This window comes from Actinomadura rubrisoli, assembly GCF_004349215.1.
GTDB classification, from domain to species: Bacteria; Actinomycetota; Actinomycetes; order Streptosporangiales; family Streptosporangiaceae; genus Spirillospora; species Spirillospora rubrisoli.
Genome location: NZ_SMKU01000247.1, coordinates 1 through 14,073 on the forward strand (window position 1 = coordinate 1; position 14,073 = coordinate 14,073).

The 14,073-nt window shown below is 68.4% G+C and carries 15 protein-coding genes, 1 rRNA gene, 1 pseudogene and 1 riboswitch; of the genes and pseudogenes, 3 read left to right on the forward strand and 14 right to left on the reverse strand.

Annotation, left to right across the window (positions count from 1 at the left end; genetic code table 11):
* From E1298_RS33235 to E1298_RS50715, 4 genes are all read right to left on the reverse strand, one after another.
* Positions 1-92: ribosomal RNA gene (locus E1298_RS33235) — 16S ribosomal RNA — on the reverse strand; the annotation flags it as partial.
* A gap of 769 nt (positions 93-861) precedes the next feature.
* Positions 862-1,218, reverse strand: coding sequence for a hypothetical protein (locus tag E1298_RS33240; protein WP_131900373.1), 357 nt, complete (start codon positions 1,216-1,218; stop codon positions 862-864).
* A 60-nt stretch (positions 1,219-1,278) separates the two neighbouring features.
* Positions 1,279-1,869 carry a phospholipid scramblase-related protein gene (locus E1298_RS33245; RefSeq protein WP_131900375.1) on the reverse strand — a complete coding sequence of 197 codons (591 nt, stop codon included), beginning with the start codon at positions 1,867-1,869 and terminating at the stop codon, positions 1,279-1,281.
* Between the two features lie 246 nt (positions 1,870-2,115).
* Positions 2,116-2,310 (reverse strand): hypothetical protein, encoded by a 195-nt coding sequence (locus E1298_RS50715; RefSeq protein ID WP_243725961.1) that lies wholly within the window; start codon positions 2,308-2,310, stop codon positions 2,116-2,118.
* Here E1298_RS50715 and E1298_RS33250 point away from each other — a divergent pair.
* Positions 2,248-2,921, forward strand: a pseudogene (locus E1298_RS33250) (transposase family protein); the annotation flags it as partial. The gene E1298_RS50715 and the pseudogene E1298_RS33250 overlap by 63 nt on opposite strands.
* Positions 2,922-3,094: 173 nt before the next feature.
* On the opposite strand, the gene E1298_RS33255 reads toward E1298_RS33250, so the two are convergent.
* Together E1298_RS33255 and E1298_RS33260 are read right to left on the reverse strand one after the other, a co-directional pair.
* Positions 3,095-3,574, reverse strand: coding sequence for a hypothetical protein (locus E1298_RS33255; protein WP_131900377.1), 480 nt, complete (start codon positions 3,572-3,574; stop codon positions 3,095-3,097).
* Positions 3,575-3,880: 306 nt separating this feature from the next.
* Complete coding sequence (locus E1298_RS33260; RefSeq protein ID WP_131900379.1) at positions 3,881-4,633, reverse strand: TetR/AcrR family transcriptional regulator; 753 nt, start codon at positions 4,631-4,633, stop codon at positions 3,881-3,883.
* 123 nt (positions 4,634-4,756) lie between these two features.
* Between E1298_RS33260 and E1298_RS33265 the strand changes: the two genes are divergently transcribed.
* The gene (locus tag E1298_RS33265) at positions 4,757-6,133 is read left to right on the forward strand and encodes a serine hydrolase domain-containing protein (protein ID WP_131900381.1); all 1,377 of its coding nucleotides are present in this window, start codon (positions 4,757-4,759) and stop codon (positions 6,131-6,133) included.
* 188 nt (positions 6,134-6,321) lie between these two features.
* Here E1298_RS33265 and E1298_RS33270 read toward each other — a convergent pair whose 3' ends face one another.
* The 8 genes from E1298_RS33270 to E1298_RS33305 all read right to left on the reverse strand — a co-directional run bounded on the left by E1298_RS33270 (position 6,322) and on the right by E1298_RS33305 (position 13,760).
* Positions 6,322-6,621 (reverse strand): hypothetical protein, encoded by a 300-nt coding sequence (locus tag E1298_RS33270; protein ID WP_131900383.1) that lies wholly within the window; start codon positions 6,619-6,621, stop codon positions 6,322-6,324.
* 297 nt (positions 6,622-6,918) lie between these two features.
* Entirely contained in the window at positions 6,919-8,547 is a 1,629-nt protein-coding gene (groL, locus tag E1298_RS33275) for a chaperonin GroEL (RefSeq protein ID WP_131900385.1), read from the reverse strand.
* Between the two features lie 366 nt (positions 8,548-8,913).
* A complete protein-coding gene (locus E1298_RS33280) occupies positions 8,914-9,525 on the reverse strand; it encodes a hypothetical protein (RefSeq protein ID WP_131900387.1) in 612 nt (203 codons plus the stop codon).
* A 389-nt stretch (positions 9,526-9,914) separates the two neighbouring features.
* Positions 9,915-10,115 carry a cold-shock protein gene (locus E1298_RS33285; protein ID WP_131900389.1) on the reverse strand — a complete coding sequence of 67 codons (201 nt, stop codon included), beginning with the start codon at positions 10,113-10,115 and terminating at the stop codon, positions 9,915-9,917.
* 159 nt (positions 10,116-10,274) lie between these two features.
* Positions 10,275-10,880: a hypothetical protein gene (locus E1298_RS33290; protein ID WP_131900391.1), complete on the reverse strand. Its 606-nt coding sequence runs from the start codon at positions 10,878-10,880 to the stop codon at positions 10,275-10,277.
* A gap of 78 nt (positions 10,881-10,958) precedes the next feature.
* A complete protein-coding gene (locus E1298_RS33295) occupies positions 10,959-11,237 on the reverse strand; it encodes a MoaD/ThiS family protein (RefSeq protein WP_131900393.1) in 279 nt (92 codons plus the stop codon).
* Between the two features lie 17 nt (positions 11,238-11,254).
* Positions 11,255-12,520 carry a threonine synthase gene (gene thrC, locus E1298_RS33300; protein ID WP_131900395.1) on the reverse strand — a complete coding sequence of 422 codons (1,266 nt, stop codon included), beginning with the start codon at positions 12,518-12,520 and terminating at the stop codon, positions 11,255-11,257.
* 16 nt (positions 12,521-12,536) lie between these two features.
* A riboswitch (SAM riboswitch) is annotated at positions 12,537-12,678 on the reverse strand.
* A gap of 95 nt (positions 12,679-12,773) precedes the next feature.
* On the reverse strand, positions 12,774-13,760 hold the full coding sequence (locus E1298_RS33305) for a cation diffusion facilitator family transporter (protein ID WP_131900397.1): 987 nt from the start codon (positions 13,758-13,760) through the stop codon (positions 12,774-12,776).
* Between the two features lie 123 nt (positions 13,761-13,883).
* On the opposite strand from E1298_RS33305, the gene E1298_RS49755 reads away from it, so the two are divergent.
* Positions 13,884-14,073: hypothetical protein (locus E1298_RS49755; protein ID WP_131900399.1), on the forward strand; the 190-nt coding region annotated here is incomplete at its 3' end.

The window sequence follows — 14,073 nt, forward strand, 5'->3', positions numbered from 1 at the left end:
CGAGTACCCCCGAAGGGGCCTTTCCGCTCGACTTGCATGTGTTAAGCACGCCGCCAGCGTTCGTCCTGAGCCAGGATCAAACTCTCCATTAAGGCCACACGACCACCACAGCAACAAACACCGCAGTGGCCAAACCTTGGAAACAATCCCAGCAAACAACCCCCCACAAAACAAGAGGGGCCGTATTGCCTCAAAGAAATCCCCACCACCGAACCAAACAAACAGAACGATGGCCACGGGGAGACCCGGCCAACCAACAGCCGGATCTATAAAGGCACTGGCTTTTAACACGCTGTTGAGTTCTCAAGAAACGGACACCCACCGCGCTGGATCCGCTTTCGCGTTTCCCGCTCCGGGGCGACTCGATTTAACTTATCAGATCCGCTCGGCTTGTCAATTTCCGAGCTTTTCCGATCCAACCTTTCCGATCCGCTCGCGCGGCCTTCCGGGCTGGTGTCGCTATTTCATCAGATCCAGCGCGATTGTCAAAACCGGCCTTTTCTGACCCACGACGGCGCCGCAGACACGGCGAGACCGTGTCGGCTGGTTCGTAGTGGGTTCCCCATCGGGCCGGCCGCCTGGTGGCGTCCCGCTCCCCGTGGGGCGAAGAGAACAGTATGCCCACGCGGGTGCGGCGTCAAACCGGCTCGCGCGTGTCGGCGGGCCTGCGCCGCCGTCGGTCCGGCGCCACGGACTACTCTCCAGCCATCCGACCTTGGGTTTGGCCCCAGAATCGTCCCGTCAAACCTGTTTCTTCTACGCGATCCAAGTCGTCGAACATTTTTGTGGGCGGGGTCCTTCGGAGTGCCCAGCTGAGGTGCCTCACCGTCATGCACGCGATCCGGGAGGGGAAGGGGACGCTCACGGTTGCGCCAGGTATCCCCCGACGAAGAGGACGCCCTCGGCGAGCACCCAGACGATGGCCGCGACCGTGAGGAGGGCGTCCAACCGTCCGGCGTTGTGCCTGAAGCCGGGCATCGCCCACGCGGTGATCGCGAGCGTCGCGGCGATGAACGCCACGGGGATGGAGAGCAGGACGGCGTTCTCGAAGTCGGCGGCGCAACCGGGGTCGTGGGCGTCGTCGTCACCGCAGAAGGCGGCATCGCCCCAGCCGCCCAGGGCCGAGAAGGCCCAGAGAAGGGCCAGCACGCCGTTGGCGATCGTCGGAATGGCCGGTGATATCCACCAGCCGTTCGAGCGCCCGGGCATAGCCTGCACGAACGGAACGTACCTCGCCACCCGCGACGCGGGAACCCCTCAAGGGGCAAGCATCGGTTGTCAGGTGATCTCTTTGGACTCGTGAAGGTTCATGTCCATGACGATGGCCGTCATGGCGGCCATCGTCCGCAAGGGCTCAGGGACGGGATCGAAGATCTCCACGCTGTACTTGTCGGCCGTCGTCAGCAGGTGCGTGGCGAGGCCCGCCCACTTCTTGCGCACGTGGGCCACCTTGTCCCCCTTGGCGGCGATCACCTCGAAGTTGTTCCGCGGCAGGTCGACGGCGACCGCGCCGATCGTGTCGCCGGCGCCGTCCTGGATCAGGTAGCGGCGGCCGACCCGTTCCATGACGAACGAGCCAAGGGTCTCTCCTCCCGGCTGGAGCACTTCGGTCAGCTCCCGGCCCTGGCGCTTGTCCACGACCAGCAGCGGCTCCCCGTCCGGCGTGGTCAGCAGTACGGCCCGCGCGTCGAGGTCCGACTTGCCGGGGAAGACGGTTCGAAGCGTCTCCGCACGGCCCTTGTCGCTCGTCTCCGCGGCGATGGCGAGGACGGTTCCATCGCCGTCGAGGACCTTGTACCGCGACTTGGCGAACGGACCCCTGCGAGGCTGTTCGACTTTCAGCACCGGGGAGCTGAACACTTCGCTCACGTGTTCTCCTGCCTCATCGGGCGCCTGACGGGCCGCCTCCATGTTCGCTTGTCGACGCCGCTCCACGTCGTCCGGCGCGGATCGTCGTCCAAGCGGCGATCCTGTCAAGCGTGACCGGCTAGGGGAAGCACCTACCAGCCCCGGCTCGTCCACCGCGACCCCGTCCATCGACGTAGAACCGTCTGACCTGCACGGGGACTCATCACTGTCCCCATCTGGAAAGTACCTTCTACCCGACCGGCGGTATCAATCGATCGCAGGGAAGGCGCACGCCCCGGGCCATGGACGGTCGCGCATCACCGAACCATGGCGCTCGTGAGCAGCGGAGTCCGTCCAGAACGACGCGATGCCCGGCTGACCGTCCATGGCCGGCGTCTGCTGGTCGAGCGGGTCCGCGCCGACCGTCCGGTCGCCCATGTCGCGCCCGAGGCCGCGCTGCACGACCGCTCCAGCCAACCCCGCCGCATCCCGCCCCACCGCGGCCCATCTGGAAGAGCAGGTGTGCGCGTTGCGGCGTGCCCGCAAGCTCGGACCAGGCCGCATTGGTCCGATCCTGGGCAGGGCACCCCTTGACCGTGCACCGCGTGCTGCCCCCCGCCACGCGGCCTGCAACGGCTGACCCACCTGGACCGGCCGACCGGCCAGATCATCCGCCGCTATGAGCGTGACCGGCCCAGTGAACTGATGCACGCGGCCGTCAAGCAACTCGGCCGACGACGACCACACCCGCATCGCCCACAGCCAGCTCCACTCCGACCAAAGCCGCCACCTGCGCCGCCTTCCTGCACCGGACGGCCGCCTCCTTCGCTGAGCCAGGCATCACCCGGATCAAACGGGTACTGACCGACGACGCCCGGACCCACCCCAAATCTACCGTCCGGCAAACCCTGCATGAACCGGGCAACCCGGCCGATCGACCCGCGCCTACCGACCCCAGACCAACGGCAAGGCCGAACACTCCAACCGCACCCCGGACCAATAGCCGCCCCTCCACCAGCAACACCGAACGCACCGCACTGGACGACCAACCACCCACCAGCCGCGTTAACAACGCTGAGGTCAATACACCTGTGCAGGTCCACGACGGCGCGGTCGGCCACCCCTGGGCTGGACGGTCAGCGTCGCCTCCACGATCGTGCGCCCGCGCCGAGACCGTCCCGCACCTGCGGCACACCGCCTTCTCGGTTTCACAGGGTGGGCTGGTCCTGTCCTGACCGGGCGAAGATCACGAAGACCACTGGACGATCAGGTAGGTCACCATGGCCGACCAGCTGATCATTATGATCAAACCGATGACAACGTCCCACCAGGGCGGGTCGTCGTCAGCCGTGGGCTTCGGTGAGACCTCCGCCGTCTTCGCCGCTTGCACCTCCGCCGCCGCCTCCATTTGAGCGGCCCGCAGGAGAGCGATCGCCTCATCGCGATCCTCGACGGGGACGACGGCCCAGACCACCAGACCCCGCGGCATGGCCCCGAGGACCACCCGGTCCTCGGCCATCGCGTCGACCGCCGCCTCGAACCGATCCAGCGCCGCCGCGTCCGCCGCGGCGGCGGGACGCAGGACGGCCATCACAGCGGGCACATCACCCGCCCACTCCCCCAGGAAGACGACACCCGCCGCGGTCTCGCCCAGCCGGGCACGCGCCTCGAACGAGCCGAGGGTTCGCGGATCGCCTGCCAGCAACGGCTTCCCATCGTTATCCACACCCTTTTAGACGCCGCTCGCCGACTGCTCGTTCAAAAGGCTTGCCGGTCCTGATCGACCGTCCTCGGAGGCTGATCAGCGCACGAAAGGCGGCCCGGGATGCCCATAGGACACCGATCAAATACGCCATAACTACGTTCCCGCACTCACCACCACCCACAGACATCGCGCTCAGCAGCCGCACCCCACCAGACCCACCAATTGAGCCACTACCGCGTCACGGAATCGATCCACCAAATGGCGACCGCAGGTTCCAGAGTCGAGCTTCCTGCTGTCGGCCGCTCCCACCTCCAGGTTGGTTAGCGCTCAGGAGCTATGACGAACCTCCTGCGGGGCGAAGCGGGCGGCCAGGCCGTCGAGGATGCATTCGAGTCCGCTGTCGAACTCGGCGTCGCGGGTCGCGCTCATATTCTGGTTTCGCTGGGCGGCGTACAGCTTTCCCAGCCGAGGGTAGTCCCGTGCGGCCTTCTCGGCGGTGGGCCATAGGCTTTCGGCCCATTCCTGCTCGCTTTTGCCGCTGCGGGCGAGTGTGGTCAACCATGCGGCCTCGCTCGTCGATACCCCGATGACGTAGGCCACGACCGTGTTCAGGGCCCGGTCGGCCGCTTCCAGCGTGAAGCCTCCCTGCTCGAACACGGCGAGGATGGCCTCGTTCTGCCGCATCACGTTCGGCCCCAGGTAGGCCACGCCCACCTCACCCTGCACGGAGACGATCCAGGGATGGCGCAGGAGCGTGGCCCGCATGCTGCGGGCGCAGCGCGTGATGGCCGCGCGCCAGCCCGCCGGATCGTCGGCGGACGGCACCTCGACCTCGCCGTAGACCTTGTCGACGACCAGCTCGATCAATTCGTCCTTGTTGGCCACGTGCGTGTACATCGAGGTGGCTCCGGCGTTCAGGCGGGTGCCGAGCTTGCGCATGCTGAGGGCGTCGATGCCCTGGGCGTCCAGCAGTTCGAGCGCCGCGGAGACGATCTGCCCCCGGCTCAGCGGCGGCTGCTCACGCCTGGGCCGTTGCGGACGAGTCCACACCGACGGGTACGGCTGCTTGTCGGCCGGCATGCGGTCTCCTTCACGACGATCCGTCCCGAACAGTGTACGGCGTTGCGAACACCGCACACTATCCATACAGTGTGCGGAGTGCCGCACGCCGTACGTCCGCGTCCGCCGAAAGGAGCCGTCCTCATGCCGTCATCGCACTTCGACGCCGACCGCTGGCAGGCCAGGCTTGATGAGCTGCGCGCCGCCCACCGCGTGCCGGGTGCCGCCTTGGCGGTGCTGGCAGGCGGGAAAATCCATGAGCTGGCGAGCGGCGTCCTGCACCGGGAGACGGGAGTCGAGGCCACGACCGACTCGGTGTTCCTGGTCGGCTCGCTCGCCAAGCCCTACACCGCCACGCTGGTGATGCAGCTGGCCGACTCCGGCGTCCTCGACCTGGACGCGCCTGTGGTCAGCGTGCTGCCGGAGTTCGCCACCCCCGACCCGGACGCCACCAAGACGATCACCGTCCGGCAGCTGCTATCGCATACCGGCGGGGTGACCAACGACTTCACCTACGACTCCGGCCGGGGCGATGACTGCCTGGCCAAGTACGTCGAGGCCGCGCGGGACGTGGCGCTGGACTGCCCGCCCGGTACCGCGTTCTCCTACGGCAGCCTCGGATACGTCGTCCTGGGCCGCATCGTCGAGGTACTGACCGGCAAGACCTGGGACCAGGCGCTCAAGGACATGCTCTTCACCCCGCTCGGGCTGGAACACTCGATGACCCTGCCGGAGGAGGCCCTGCGCTTCCGCGCGGCGATGGGCCACCTGGGCGAACCCGGCCAAGACCCCGCCCCAGCACCCGCCTGGGACCTGATGCCGCGCTCGGCGGGCCCCTACGGCCGGGTTATCGTCTCCGCGGGCGACGTCGCCCGTTTCGCCAAAATGCACCTGGACGGCGGCCTCGCCCCGGACGGCACCCGCATCCTGTCCGCCGACGCCGTCGCCGCCATGCGGCGCCGCGAGGTCGACACCCCGGAGCGTTGGTCGATGTCGGCCGCTGGATGGGGCCTTGGCTGGGCGCTGCACGACTGGAACGGGGCCACCGGCTTCGGTCACGACGGCAACGCCGTCTCCCAGTACTCCTACCTGCGCGTCTTTCCGCGCGCCGGGGTGGCCGTGGTGCTGCTGGCCAACGGCGGCGGCTTCGCCCGGCTATATGACGATCTGGTCCGCGAACTGCTGGCCGAACTGGCCGGGGCCGACATGCCGCCTCTCTTCGTCCCACCGGCGAACCCGCCCAGGGTGGACATGACACACCTACTGGGCACCTATAAGCGGGCGGGCGTCATCACCACGATCACCCAGAACGACGAAGGCCGCGCGCACATCCGATATGAGTTCGTCGACGGTCTGAAAGGCATTTCCCCGCCGCTGGAAGGGGACCTTGTGCCCGTGTCACAAACGGTGTTCGCCTTCGACGGCCCTTACGGCGAGTACCTCCCGGTGGTCTTCTCCACCCTGACCAACGGCACCCCATGCGTATACGTCGGCATGCGCGCCACCCCTAAGGCCGCCTAGGCAAAGAATCGCGGTTGAGGTCGCCAGCCCATGGCCCGCTACTGCGGACGCCAGATTGGCGACCACTCTTCTCAAGGACGAGACCGTGCCCGACGAAGCGTGCCGGCAGGCCGACCTGGCCATCACCCAACGACAGGGCCCCGCGATCTCGGCGCAGCGGCCGAACAGCAGCCCCAGGCGCCGTCCGGTCAACCCCGTCCAAGCCAGGTCAACGGGCCGGGACGCGCCCACCTCACCCACCAGCAGCCGATCCACATGCCACCCAGGCTGAACACCGCAGGCTCCGGCGGAAGCGACGCCTGTACCGCGAACAGGTGTGGGCCGGACGCGAGCCGAAGGTCAGACCAGATCTCCACCGTGTAGCGGTCGGCGGTCGTGAGCGCTTCCTTCTTGAAGCCCGCCCACTCCTTGTCGGCCTGCGCCACCTGGTCGCCCGCCGCGAAACGCCGTCCGAGCACGGGTGCCCATTGGACGGCCCGCGCCGTCATGTAGCGAGGAGGCGTAGGTGAAGCGACCGTGGCGGAAGTCGCCAACCAGAGCACCGCGCCGGACCGAGGACGGCGGCGCTCCGGCACCTGCTCCTCCACAGCGCGCGCGAGCAGGACGCGAGGATCGCGACTTGGCCGAAGGGACGCCAGGCGGCTGCTCGACATGCGACGCGGCGGCGAAGAGTGCGTCCATGGCGATCAGCTTCCCAGGCCACGCGTCCGGCCGGATATCAAGAGGGGCGGTCCCGAAGGACCGCCCCTCTCATCCGCACAGATTCGTACGGTCTATCGACCAGCTCAGAAGTCCATGCCTCCGGCGTCGGGCATGCCGCCCGCCGGTGCCGGGTTCTTCTCGGGCTTCTCGGCGATGACGGCCTCGGTGGTCAGGAACAGCGCGGCGATCGACGAGGCGTTCTGCAGCGCGGACCGGGTCACCTTGGCCGGGTCGAGGATCCCCGACTCGAACATGTTGACGTAGTCGCCGGTGGCGGCGTTCAGGCCCTCGCCCGGGGTGAGCGAGCGGACCTTCTCCACCACGACGCCGCCCTCAAGACCGGCGTTCACGGCGATCTGCTTGAGCGGCTCCTCCAGAGCGCGCTTGACGATGTTGGCGCCAGTGGCCTCGTCGCCCGCGAGCTCCAGCTTGTCGAACGCCTTGGTGCCGGCCTGCAGCAGCGCCACGCCACCACCGGGGACGATGCCCTCCTCGACCGCGGCCTTGGCGTTGCGGACGGCGTCCTCGATGCGGTGCTTGCGCTCCTTGAGCTCCACCTCGGTCGCGGCGCCGGCCTTGATCACCGCGACACCGCCCGCGAGCTTGGCCAGGCGCTCCTGGAGCTTCTCGCGGTCGTAGTCGGAGTCGGTGTTGTCGATCTCGGTGCGGATCTGGTTGACCCGGCCCGCGATCTCGTTGGCGTCACCGGCACCGTCCACGATCGTGGTCTCGTCCTTGGCGACGACGATCTTGCGCGCCCGGCCGAGCATGTCGATCGAGGTGTTCTCCAGCTTCAGGCCGACGTCCTCGCTGATGACCTGGCCGCCGGTGAGGACGGCGATGTCGTTCAGCATGGCCTTGCGGCGGTCGCCGAAGCCCGGGGCCTTCACGGCGACGGACTTGAAGATCCCGCGGATCTTGTTGACGATCAGCGTGGCCAGGGCCTCCGCCTCGACGTCCTCCGCGATGATCAGCAGCGGCTTGCCGGACTGCATGACACCCTCAAGGACGGGCAGCAGGTCCTTGTTGGCCGACACCTTGCCCTGAACGATCAGGAGGTAGGGGTCCTCCAGGACCGCCTCCATCCGCTCGGGGTCGGTCACGAAGTAGTGCGAGATGTAGCCCTTGTCGAAGCGCATCCCCTCGGTGAGTTCGAGCTCCAGACCGAAGGTCTGGCTCTCCTCGACCGTGATGACGCCTTCCTTGCCGACCTTGTCCATCGCCTCGGCGATCATCTCGCCGATCTGCGGGTCGCCGGCGGAGATGGAGGCCGTCGAAGCGATCTGCTCCTTGGTCTCCACGTCCTTGGCGAGCTTGGACAGCTCCTCGCTCACCCGCTCGACGGCGGCCTCGATGCCCCGCTTGAGGGACATCGGGTTCGCCCCGGCCGCCACGTTGCGCAGACCCTCGCGCACCAGCGCCTGGGCCAGCACGGTCGCGGTGGTGGTGCCGTCACCGGCGACGTCGTCGGTCTTCTTGGCTACTTCCTTGACGAGCTCCGCGCCGATCTTCTCCCAAGGGTCCTCAAGCTCGATCTCCTTGGCGATCGACACACCGTCGTTGGTGATGGTGGGTGCGCCCCACTTCTTCTCCAGCACGACGTTGCGCCCCTTGGGACCAAGGGTCACCTTCACGGCGTCAGCGAGCTGGTTCATGCCGCGCTCGAGACCGCGGCGGGCCTCCTCGTCGAACGCGATCATCTTTGCAGCCATAGGCTCCAGTCCTCCCGGAACAAGGTGGCTAAAAGGATCGAGCCGACGCCCGCGACGGACGGCCCCCGCCGACGACTGCCATTCCGTCGCCGGACTGAGGCCTCATCGCCCCGACCCAGACTGTGAAGTTGTCACTCTCCACAGTAGAGTGCCAACCGTTTGTTTAGCACTCTACCCTGCCGAGTGCAAGCACGAGACATCACCTCGCAGCAACCTTCACCTACCCCACCGCACTCATCCCCACCTGGGCCGGAGCCTCGCCGAGCCTGCTCGGACGCGTGTCGCCGCACTCCACGGTGGCCGTAGGCCGGTGGTCGGGGAGCGCGGGTCCGCGACTGGACATCGGCGGGGGCCGCCTGTTCCGAGTCAACCGTTGCCGGGGGTGGTTTGCTCTGGCAGGGGCGCCCATTCTTCGTCCGGGCTGAACAGTGCGTCGGTCTGGAGTCGTTCGCCGATACGGCCAGCGGCCATATCGTCGGCGTCCAGCCGATACCAGATCTGGTCGTCCGTCCACTTGACCGCGATCGACCGCCCGGAACGGCTGACGCGTACCACCGGGCCGCGCGGTGGCTGGATGGTCGGAGGGAGCAAGGTGCGCAGCACTCGTTCGTAGTCCTGCCGCTGCCTCCGGGTCAGTTGGCCTCCGAGGCGGAGGAGGATCGGGCCCGCGAGGTATTGGAACTCTCCGGCCGGAGAGACGAACGGCACTCTCTTGAGGACTCTGAGCACGTACTCCGATCGCCCGCGGGCGCCCTCGGCGTCTTCGAACACCTCGACCGAGCCGCCGTCGTCGACGCCCGGGGGGGCTTTCCCCTCCCAGATCCGCTCGTCGGCGAAGCTGGCTTTCGACAGGTAGCCGCCGTCCCGTCCGATCCGACCGTTGGGGTCGGTCTCCTCGTCGAAGACGATGACGGTTCGAAGCGGCAGTTCGGCGCCGACGAAGGCGCGGACGATGTCGTCGGCGGTGACCGGCTCCAACGGTTCCGGAAGGACGGAGGCCGAATCCTCTGCGTTACTGGCCAAGGTCGACTTCCGACACCTCAAGCGGCACAACAACAGTCATGCGCCATTCAACCGCACCAGGCCGCTACCGGTCCAGGAACTCCGTGCAGACGACGACGGTCATCCACGGGGCTCGCGGAGTGCCAGGCGCGGTGTTCGGCGCCAGCGCGCATGGCCCCGATGGTCGCCGATTCAACTTACTACTTGGAGTAGTTGCAATCACTAATCATGTCCGCGGATGAGCAACTTGCTAACTGCCTCGCCATCTTGCCTGGTGGAGCGAGATGCGCCGAGCCGACACGGGGTGGCGAGTATTGCGAAGAGCACAACCGGACTAGCGGAAACGATCTAGAGATCCTCAAGACTCAGATGGCTCTTACTGCGTCGGCCTGGGGGCCTCGGTCGCTTTGGGTGATCTCGAATTCGACTCGCTGGCCTTGTTCGAGGCTGCGGAATCCGTCCATCTGGATGGCCGAGTAGTGGACGAAGACGTCGCGCTCGCCTTCGACCGCGATGAAGCCGTAGCCCTTGTCGGCGTTGAACCACTTGACTGTGCCTTGCGTCATACCGAACCTGCCGCTCGACCGTGGGTTCCTGCCACGGTGATGTCTCGGCCCCGCCCCTTCGATCGCGGGTCCGCGAACCACCCGTGTCTCCATGGCTTGCGGGCCGCGGCGGGGTCGACTCGGCGTGATCGGGGTCGACCTTATAGGGCGGCGGGGACGTTATGACGGAAGTCCGGACGGCCGGAAATGGTCACGGTCGTGGTCCCGGACGAGGGGGAGGATCTCCTGTTCGAGGCGCCGGGACAAGTGGAGTCCGTAGCGGGTCTCCAGGCGGTTGCGGGCCCGGATGTAGCGGGTCGCCGCGTCCTCCAGTGTGGGGGGAATGACTGAAATGCCGAGGGGTTCCAGGATGTGGCGGCTCAGCTTGAGGAGTTCGCCTCGGACGCGGTCGGCCATATGGCGCTTACCGATCAGCCACAGGATCCAGTCCCAGAAGTGCGCGTCCATGGCGGCGAGGGTGTCGGGGCCGACACGCCAGGGCGGGTTCGCGCTGCGGGGGACGTCCGGGAAGAGCAGGTCGACCTTGGAGGGGCCGGGGAGGATCAGCAGGTAGGTCGCGAACTCGGAGAGGGGGTCCCACTGGGCGGCGAGCGGTTCGTGGGGACGTAGGAGTTCTCGCAGGTCGGAGGCCAGATGTCCGAAGTCCTCGGCGGTGACGCGGTAGCGCCGGCCGCCGGTCTCACGTGCCGGGGAGCCGACGGGGTCGACCCGGCACACGGTGGGATGCGCCCGGACGGAGTCCGCGACCTCCTCCGCAATGTCCATGGAGGGCCTTGTACCCCGGTCTAGCAGGAGAAAAGCCCCCTTCCCGGCGCGGGGACGCCGGGAAGGGGGCCGGGACGGTCAGCCGCCTGCGACGGCGGGGATGATCGAGATCTGGGCGCCCGCCGGGGTGGGGGTGTCCAGGCCGCTGGAGAACCGGACGTCCTCGTCGCCCACGTAGACGTTCACGAACCGGCGGATCTTGCCGGCGTCGTCCAGGATGCGGGCGGAGATGCCGGAGTAGCTGGCCTCCAGGTCGGTGACGACGGCGCGCAGCGTGTCACCCTCGGCCTTCACCTCCGCCTCGCCGCCGGTGTAGGTCCGCAGGATCGTCGGGATGCGGACGGACACGGTGCTCATTGCTGGCTCCTTCTCTCTCAGGCGAGGCCCGCGGCGCGGAACGCGTCCAGGGACGGGGCGATGTTGGCGCTGGGCGCGACGACCGGGGCGACGGCGTCCAGGGTCTTCAGGCCGTCCCCGGAGTTGATGATCACGGTCTCGGCGGACGGGTCGAGCCGCCCGTCCTCGACCAGCTTGCGGAGGGTGGCGACGGTGACGCCGCCGGCGGTCTCGCCGAAGATGCCCTCGGTGCGGGCGAGCAGCCGGATGCCCTCGACGACCTGCTCGTCCGAGACGTCCTCGACCGCGCCGCCGGTGCGGCGGGCGACGTCCAGGACGTACGGGCCGTCGGCGGGGTTGCCGATGGCGAGGGACTTGGCGATGGTGTCGGGCTTCACCGGACGGACGGCGTCGTGCCCGGCCTTGAACGCGGCCGACACCGGGTCGCAGCCGGTGGCCTGCGCGCCGAACACGCGGTAGGGCCGGTCCTCCACGAGGCCGAGCTTGATCAGTTCCTGGAACGCCTTGTCGATCTTGGTGAGCTGGGAGCCGGAGGCGACCGGGACGACGATCTGGTCCGGCAGCCGCCAGCCGAGCTGCTCGGCGATCTCATACCCCAGGGTCTTGGAGCCCTCGGCGTAGTAGGGGCGGACGTTGACGTTGACGAACGCCCAGTCCTCCTGCTCCCCGGCGATCTCCGAGGCGAGCCGGTTGACGTCGTCGTAGTTGCCGTCGACCGTGACGAACGTCCCGCCGTAGACCGCCGTCGTGATGATCTTCTGGGACTCCAGGTCGGACGGGACGAACACCGCGCTGCGGATCCCGGCGCGGGCCGCGGCGGCGGCGACCGCGTTGGCGAGGTTGCCGGTGGACGGGCAGGCCAGCACCTTGAAGCCGAGCTCGCGCGCGGCGGCGAGGGCGACCGCGACGACGCGGTCCTTGAACGAGTGGGTCGGGTTGCCGCTGTCGTCCTTCACCCACAGCCGCTGGAGGCCGAGCGACTCGGCGAGGTTGTCGGCGCGGACGAGGCGGGTCAGACCCGGCTCGGTGTTGGGCGTCTCGGCGACATTGGACGGGACGGGCAGCAGCCCGCGGTAGCGCCAGATGTTGCGCGGCCCGGCCTCGATGTCGGCGCGCGTGATGCCGCCGAAGTCGTAGGCGATCTCCAGGGGGCCGAAACACTCCTCGCAGGCGTAGAACGGGCCGAGGTCGCGGCGCGAGCCGCATTCGCGGCAGACGAGGGCGGTAGCGGGTCCGAGGTTGCCGGCGGGCGTGAGCTCGGCGTTGGCAGACGTGAGTGCCATGAGGGCGAGGGCCTTTCTCCCATCTTCCCTGCGCCACCTTGGTCGCAGGCCGGAGTTGGCACCATCTCCCGGCCGGCCCCGCAGGATCGCGAGCGCACTCGTACCGGGTGGTTGCCGGGGCTTCGCAGGGCCGGTCCCTCCACCCCTCTGGATGAGCGGTATTCAGTTGTCGTGACGAGCGCTATTGGCTCGTATGCGTGACTTTACATGATCTGACCGGATGCCAGGCCAGCGGGTTCCAACGCCTGAGACGTTACCCGGACGCGTCCTTGATCACGCGGCCGCGTCCCCGGCGTCCGGACTCCGCCGGCGGCCGGGGCTCGGGCGCGCGCTGGGTGGGGTCGAGGAACACGTGGCGGACGATCGGGATCCGCTCCCTGAGCCGCCGGTCGATCGCGCCCGCGACGTCCTCGGCCTCGTCGGCGCTGATCTCGTCCGAGAAGTGGACCTTGGCGGCCACCAGGAGCTCCTCCGGGCCGAAGTGCATGGTCAGCAGCTCGTCCACGCCGGTGACCCCGGGCGCCCGGGCGATCTCGGCGCGGATCTCGCGCAGGGCGTCGGGGTCGGCGGCCCGGCCGATGAGCAGGCCCATGCTGTCGCGGCCGAGGGCGAACGCGACGGTGACCAGCAGCAGGCCGATCAGGATCGAGGCGAGGCCGTCCCAGAGCGCGGACCCGGTGATCTCGCGCAGCGTCAGCCCGGCGGCGGCGATCGCGAGCCCGATCATGGCGGCGGTGTCCTCGAAGAGCGCGGCCTTGAACGTCACGTCCGGTGTGCGCCAGACGTGGTCGACGAGCCGGCGGCCGTTGCCCGAGGTCTCGCGGCGCGCCTGGGTGTAGGCCCGCACCCACGATGTTCCTTCGAGGACGGCCGCGAGCGCGAGGACGGCGTAGGCGAGCCAGACGTGCGTGCCCTCGCCGCTGTGGCCGCTGATCGCGAGCACGCCCTCGAAGATCGAGAAGCCGGCCCCGGCCACGAAGATCCCGAACGCCGCCAGCAGGGACCAGAAGTAGCGCTCGTTCCCGTACCCGAACGGGTGGCGCCGGTCGGGCGGGCGGGCGCTGCGCCCCAGCGAGGCGAACAGGAACCCCTGGTTGAGGGTGTCGGCCACGGAGTGGGCGCCCTCCGCGAGCATCGCGCTCGATCCCGCGAGGGCCCCGGCGATCAGCTTGGTGATGGCGAGGATGAGGTTCGCCGCTCCCGCGACGAGCACGGTCTTCTTCGTTTCGGACCTGCTCATCCCGCCCCGGTACCCGCCGCCAAAGCCCCTAATCCAGGCACTTCCGGCGGTCGCGGGACGGCCTCCACCCCCATCACCCGGGTCACTTTGAAGCGCATCGGTCCCAACTGAGACCCTGCCCGTATGAGCCAAGTGCTGGTGGCATCGAACCGGGGCCCGGTGTCGTTCTCCCTGACCGAAGACGGCGTGCTCACCATGCGGCGCGGAGGGGGCGGCCTGGTCTCGGGCCTCGCCGCCGTCACCAGTGCCCCGCGCGCCCTCGGCCCGCCGCAAACGAGCGGCTCCCCCGCCGACGCCTTGCGTCCCCCTTCCC

What these genes read in the sequence shown, in the direction of transcription:
- E1298_RS33270 (WP_131900383.1), bottom strand. Translation starts at nt 6,621, where the DNA reads ATGACGGCGCGGGCCGTCCAATGGGCACCCGTGCTCGGACGGCGTTTC.
- E1298_RS33285 (WP_131900389.1), bottom strand. Translation starts at nt 10,115, where the DNA reads ATGACGCAAGGCACAGTCAAGTGGTTCAACGCCGACAAGGGCTACGGC.
- E1298_RS33305 (WP_131900397.1), bottom strand. Translation starts at nt 13,760, where the DNA reads ATGAGCAGGTCCGAAACGAAGAAGACCGTGCTCGTCGCGGGAGCGGCG.
- thrC (WP_131900395.1), bottom strand. Translation starts at nt 12,520, where the DNA reads ATGGCACTCACGTCTGCCAACGCCGAGCTCACGCCCGCCGGCAACCTC.
- E1298_RS33260 (WP_131900379.1), bottom strand. Translation starts at nt 4,633, where the DNA reads ATGCCGGCCGACAAGCAGCCGTACCCGTCGGTGTGGACTCGTCCGCAA.
- E1298_RS33295 (WP_131900393.1), bottom strand. Translation starts at nt 11,237, where the DNA reads ATGAGCACCGTGTCCGTCCGCATCCCGACGATCCTGCGGACCTACACC.
- groL (WP_131900385.1), bottom strand. Translation starts at nt 8,547, where the DNA reads ATGGCTGCAAAGATGATCGCGTTCGACGAGGAGGCCCGCCGCGGTCTC.
- E1298_RS33290 (WP_131900391.1), bottom strand. Translation starts at nt 10,880, where the DNA reads ATGGACATTGCGGAGGAGGTCGCGGACTCCGTCCGGGCGCATCCCACC.
- E1298_RS33265 (WP_131900381.1), top strand. Translation starts at nt 4,757, where the DNA reads ATGCCGTCATCGCACTTCGACGCCGACCGCTGGCAGGCCAGGCTTGAT.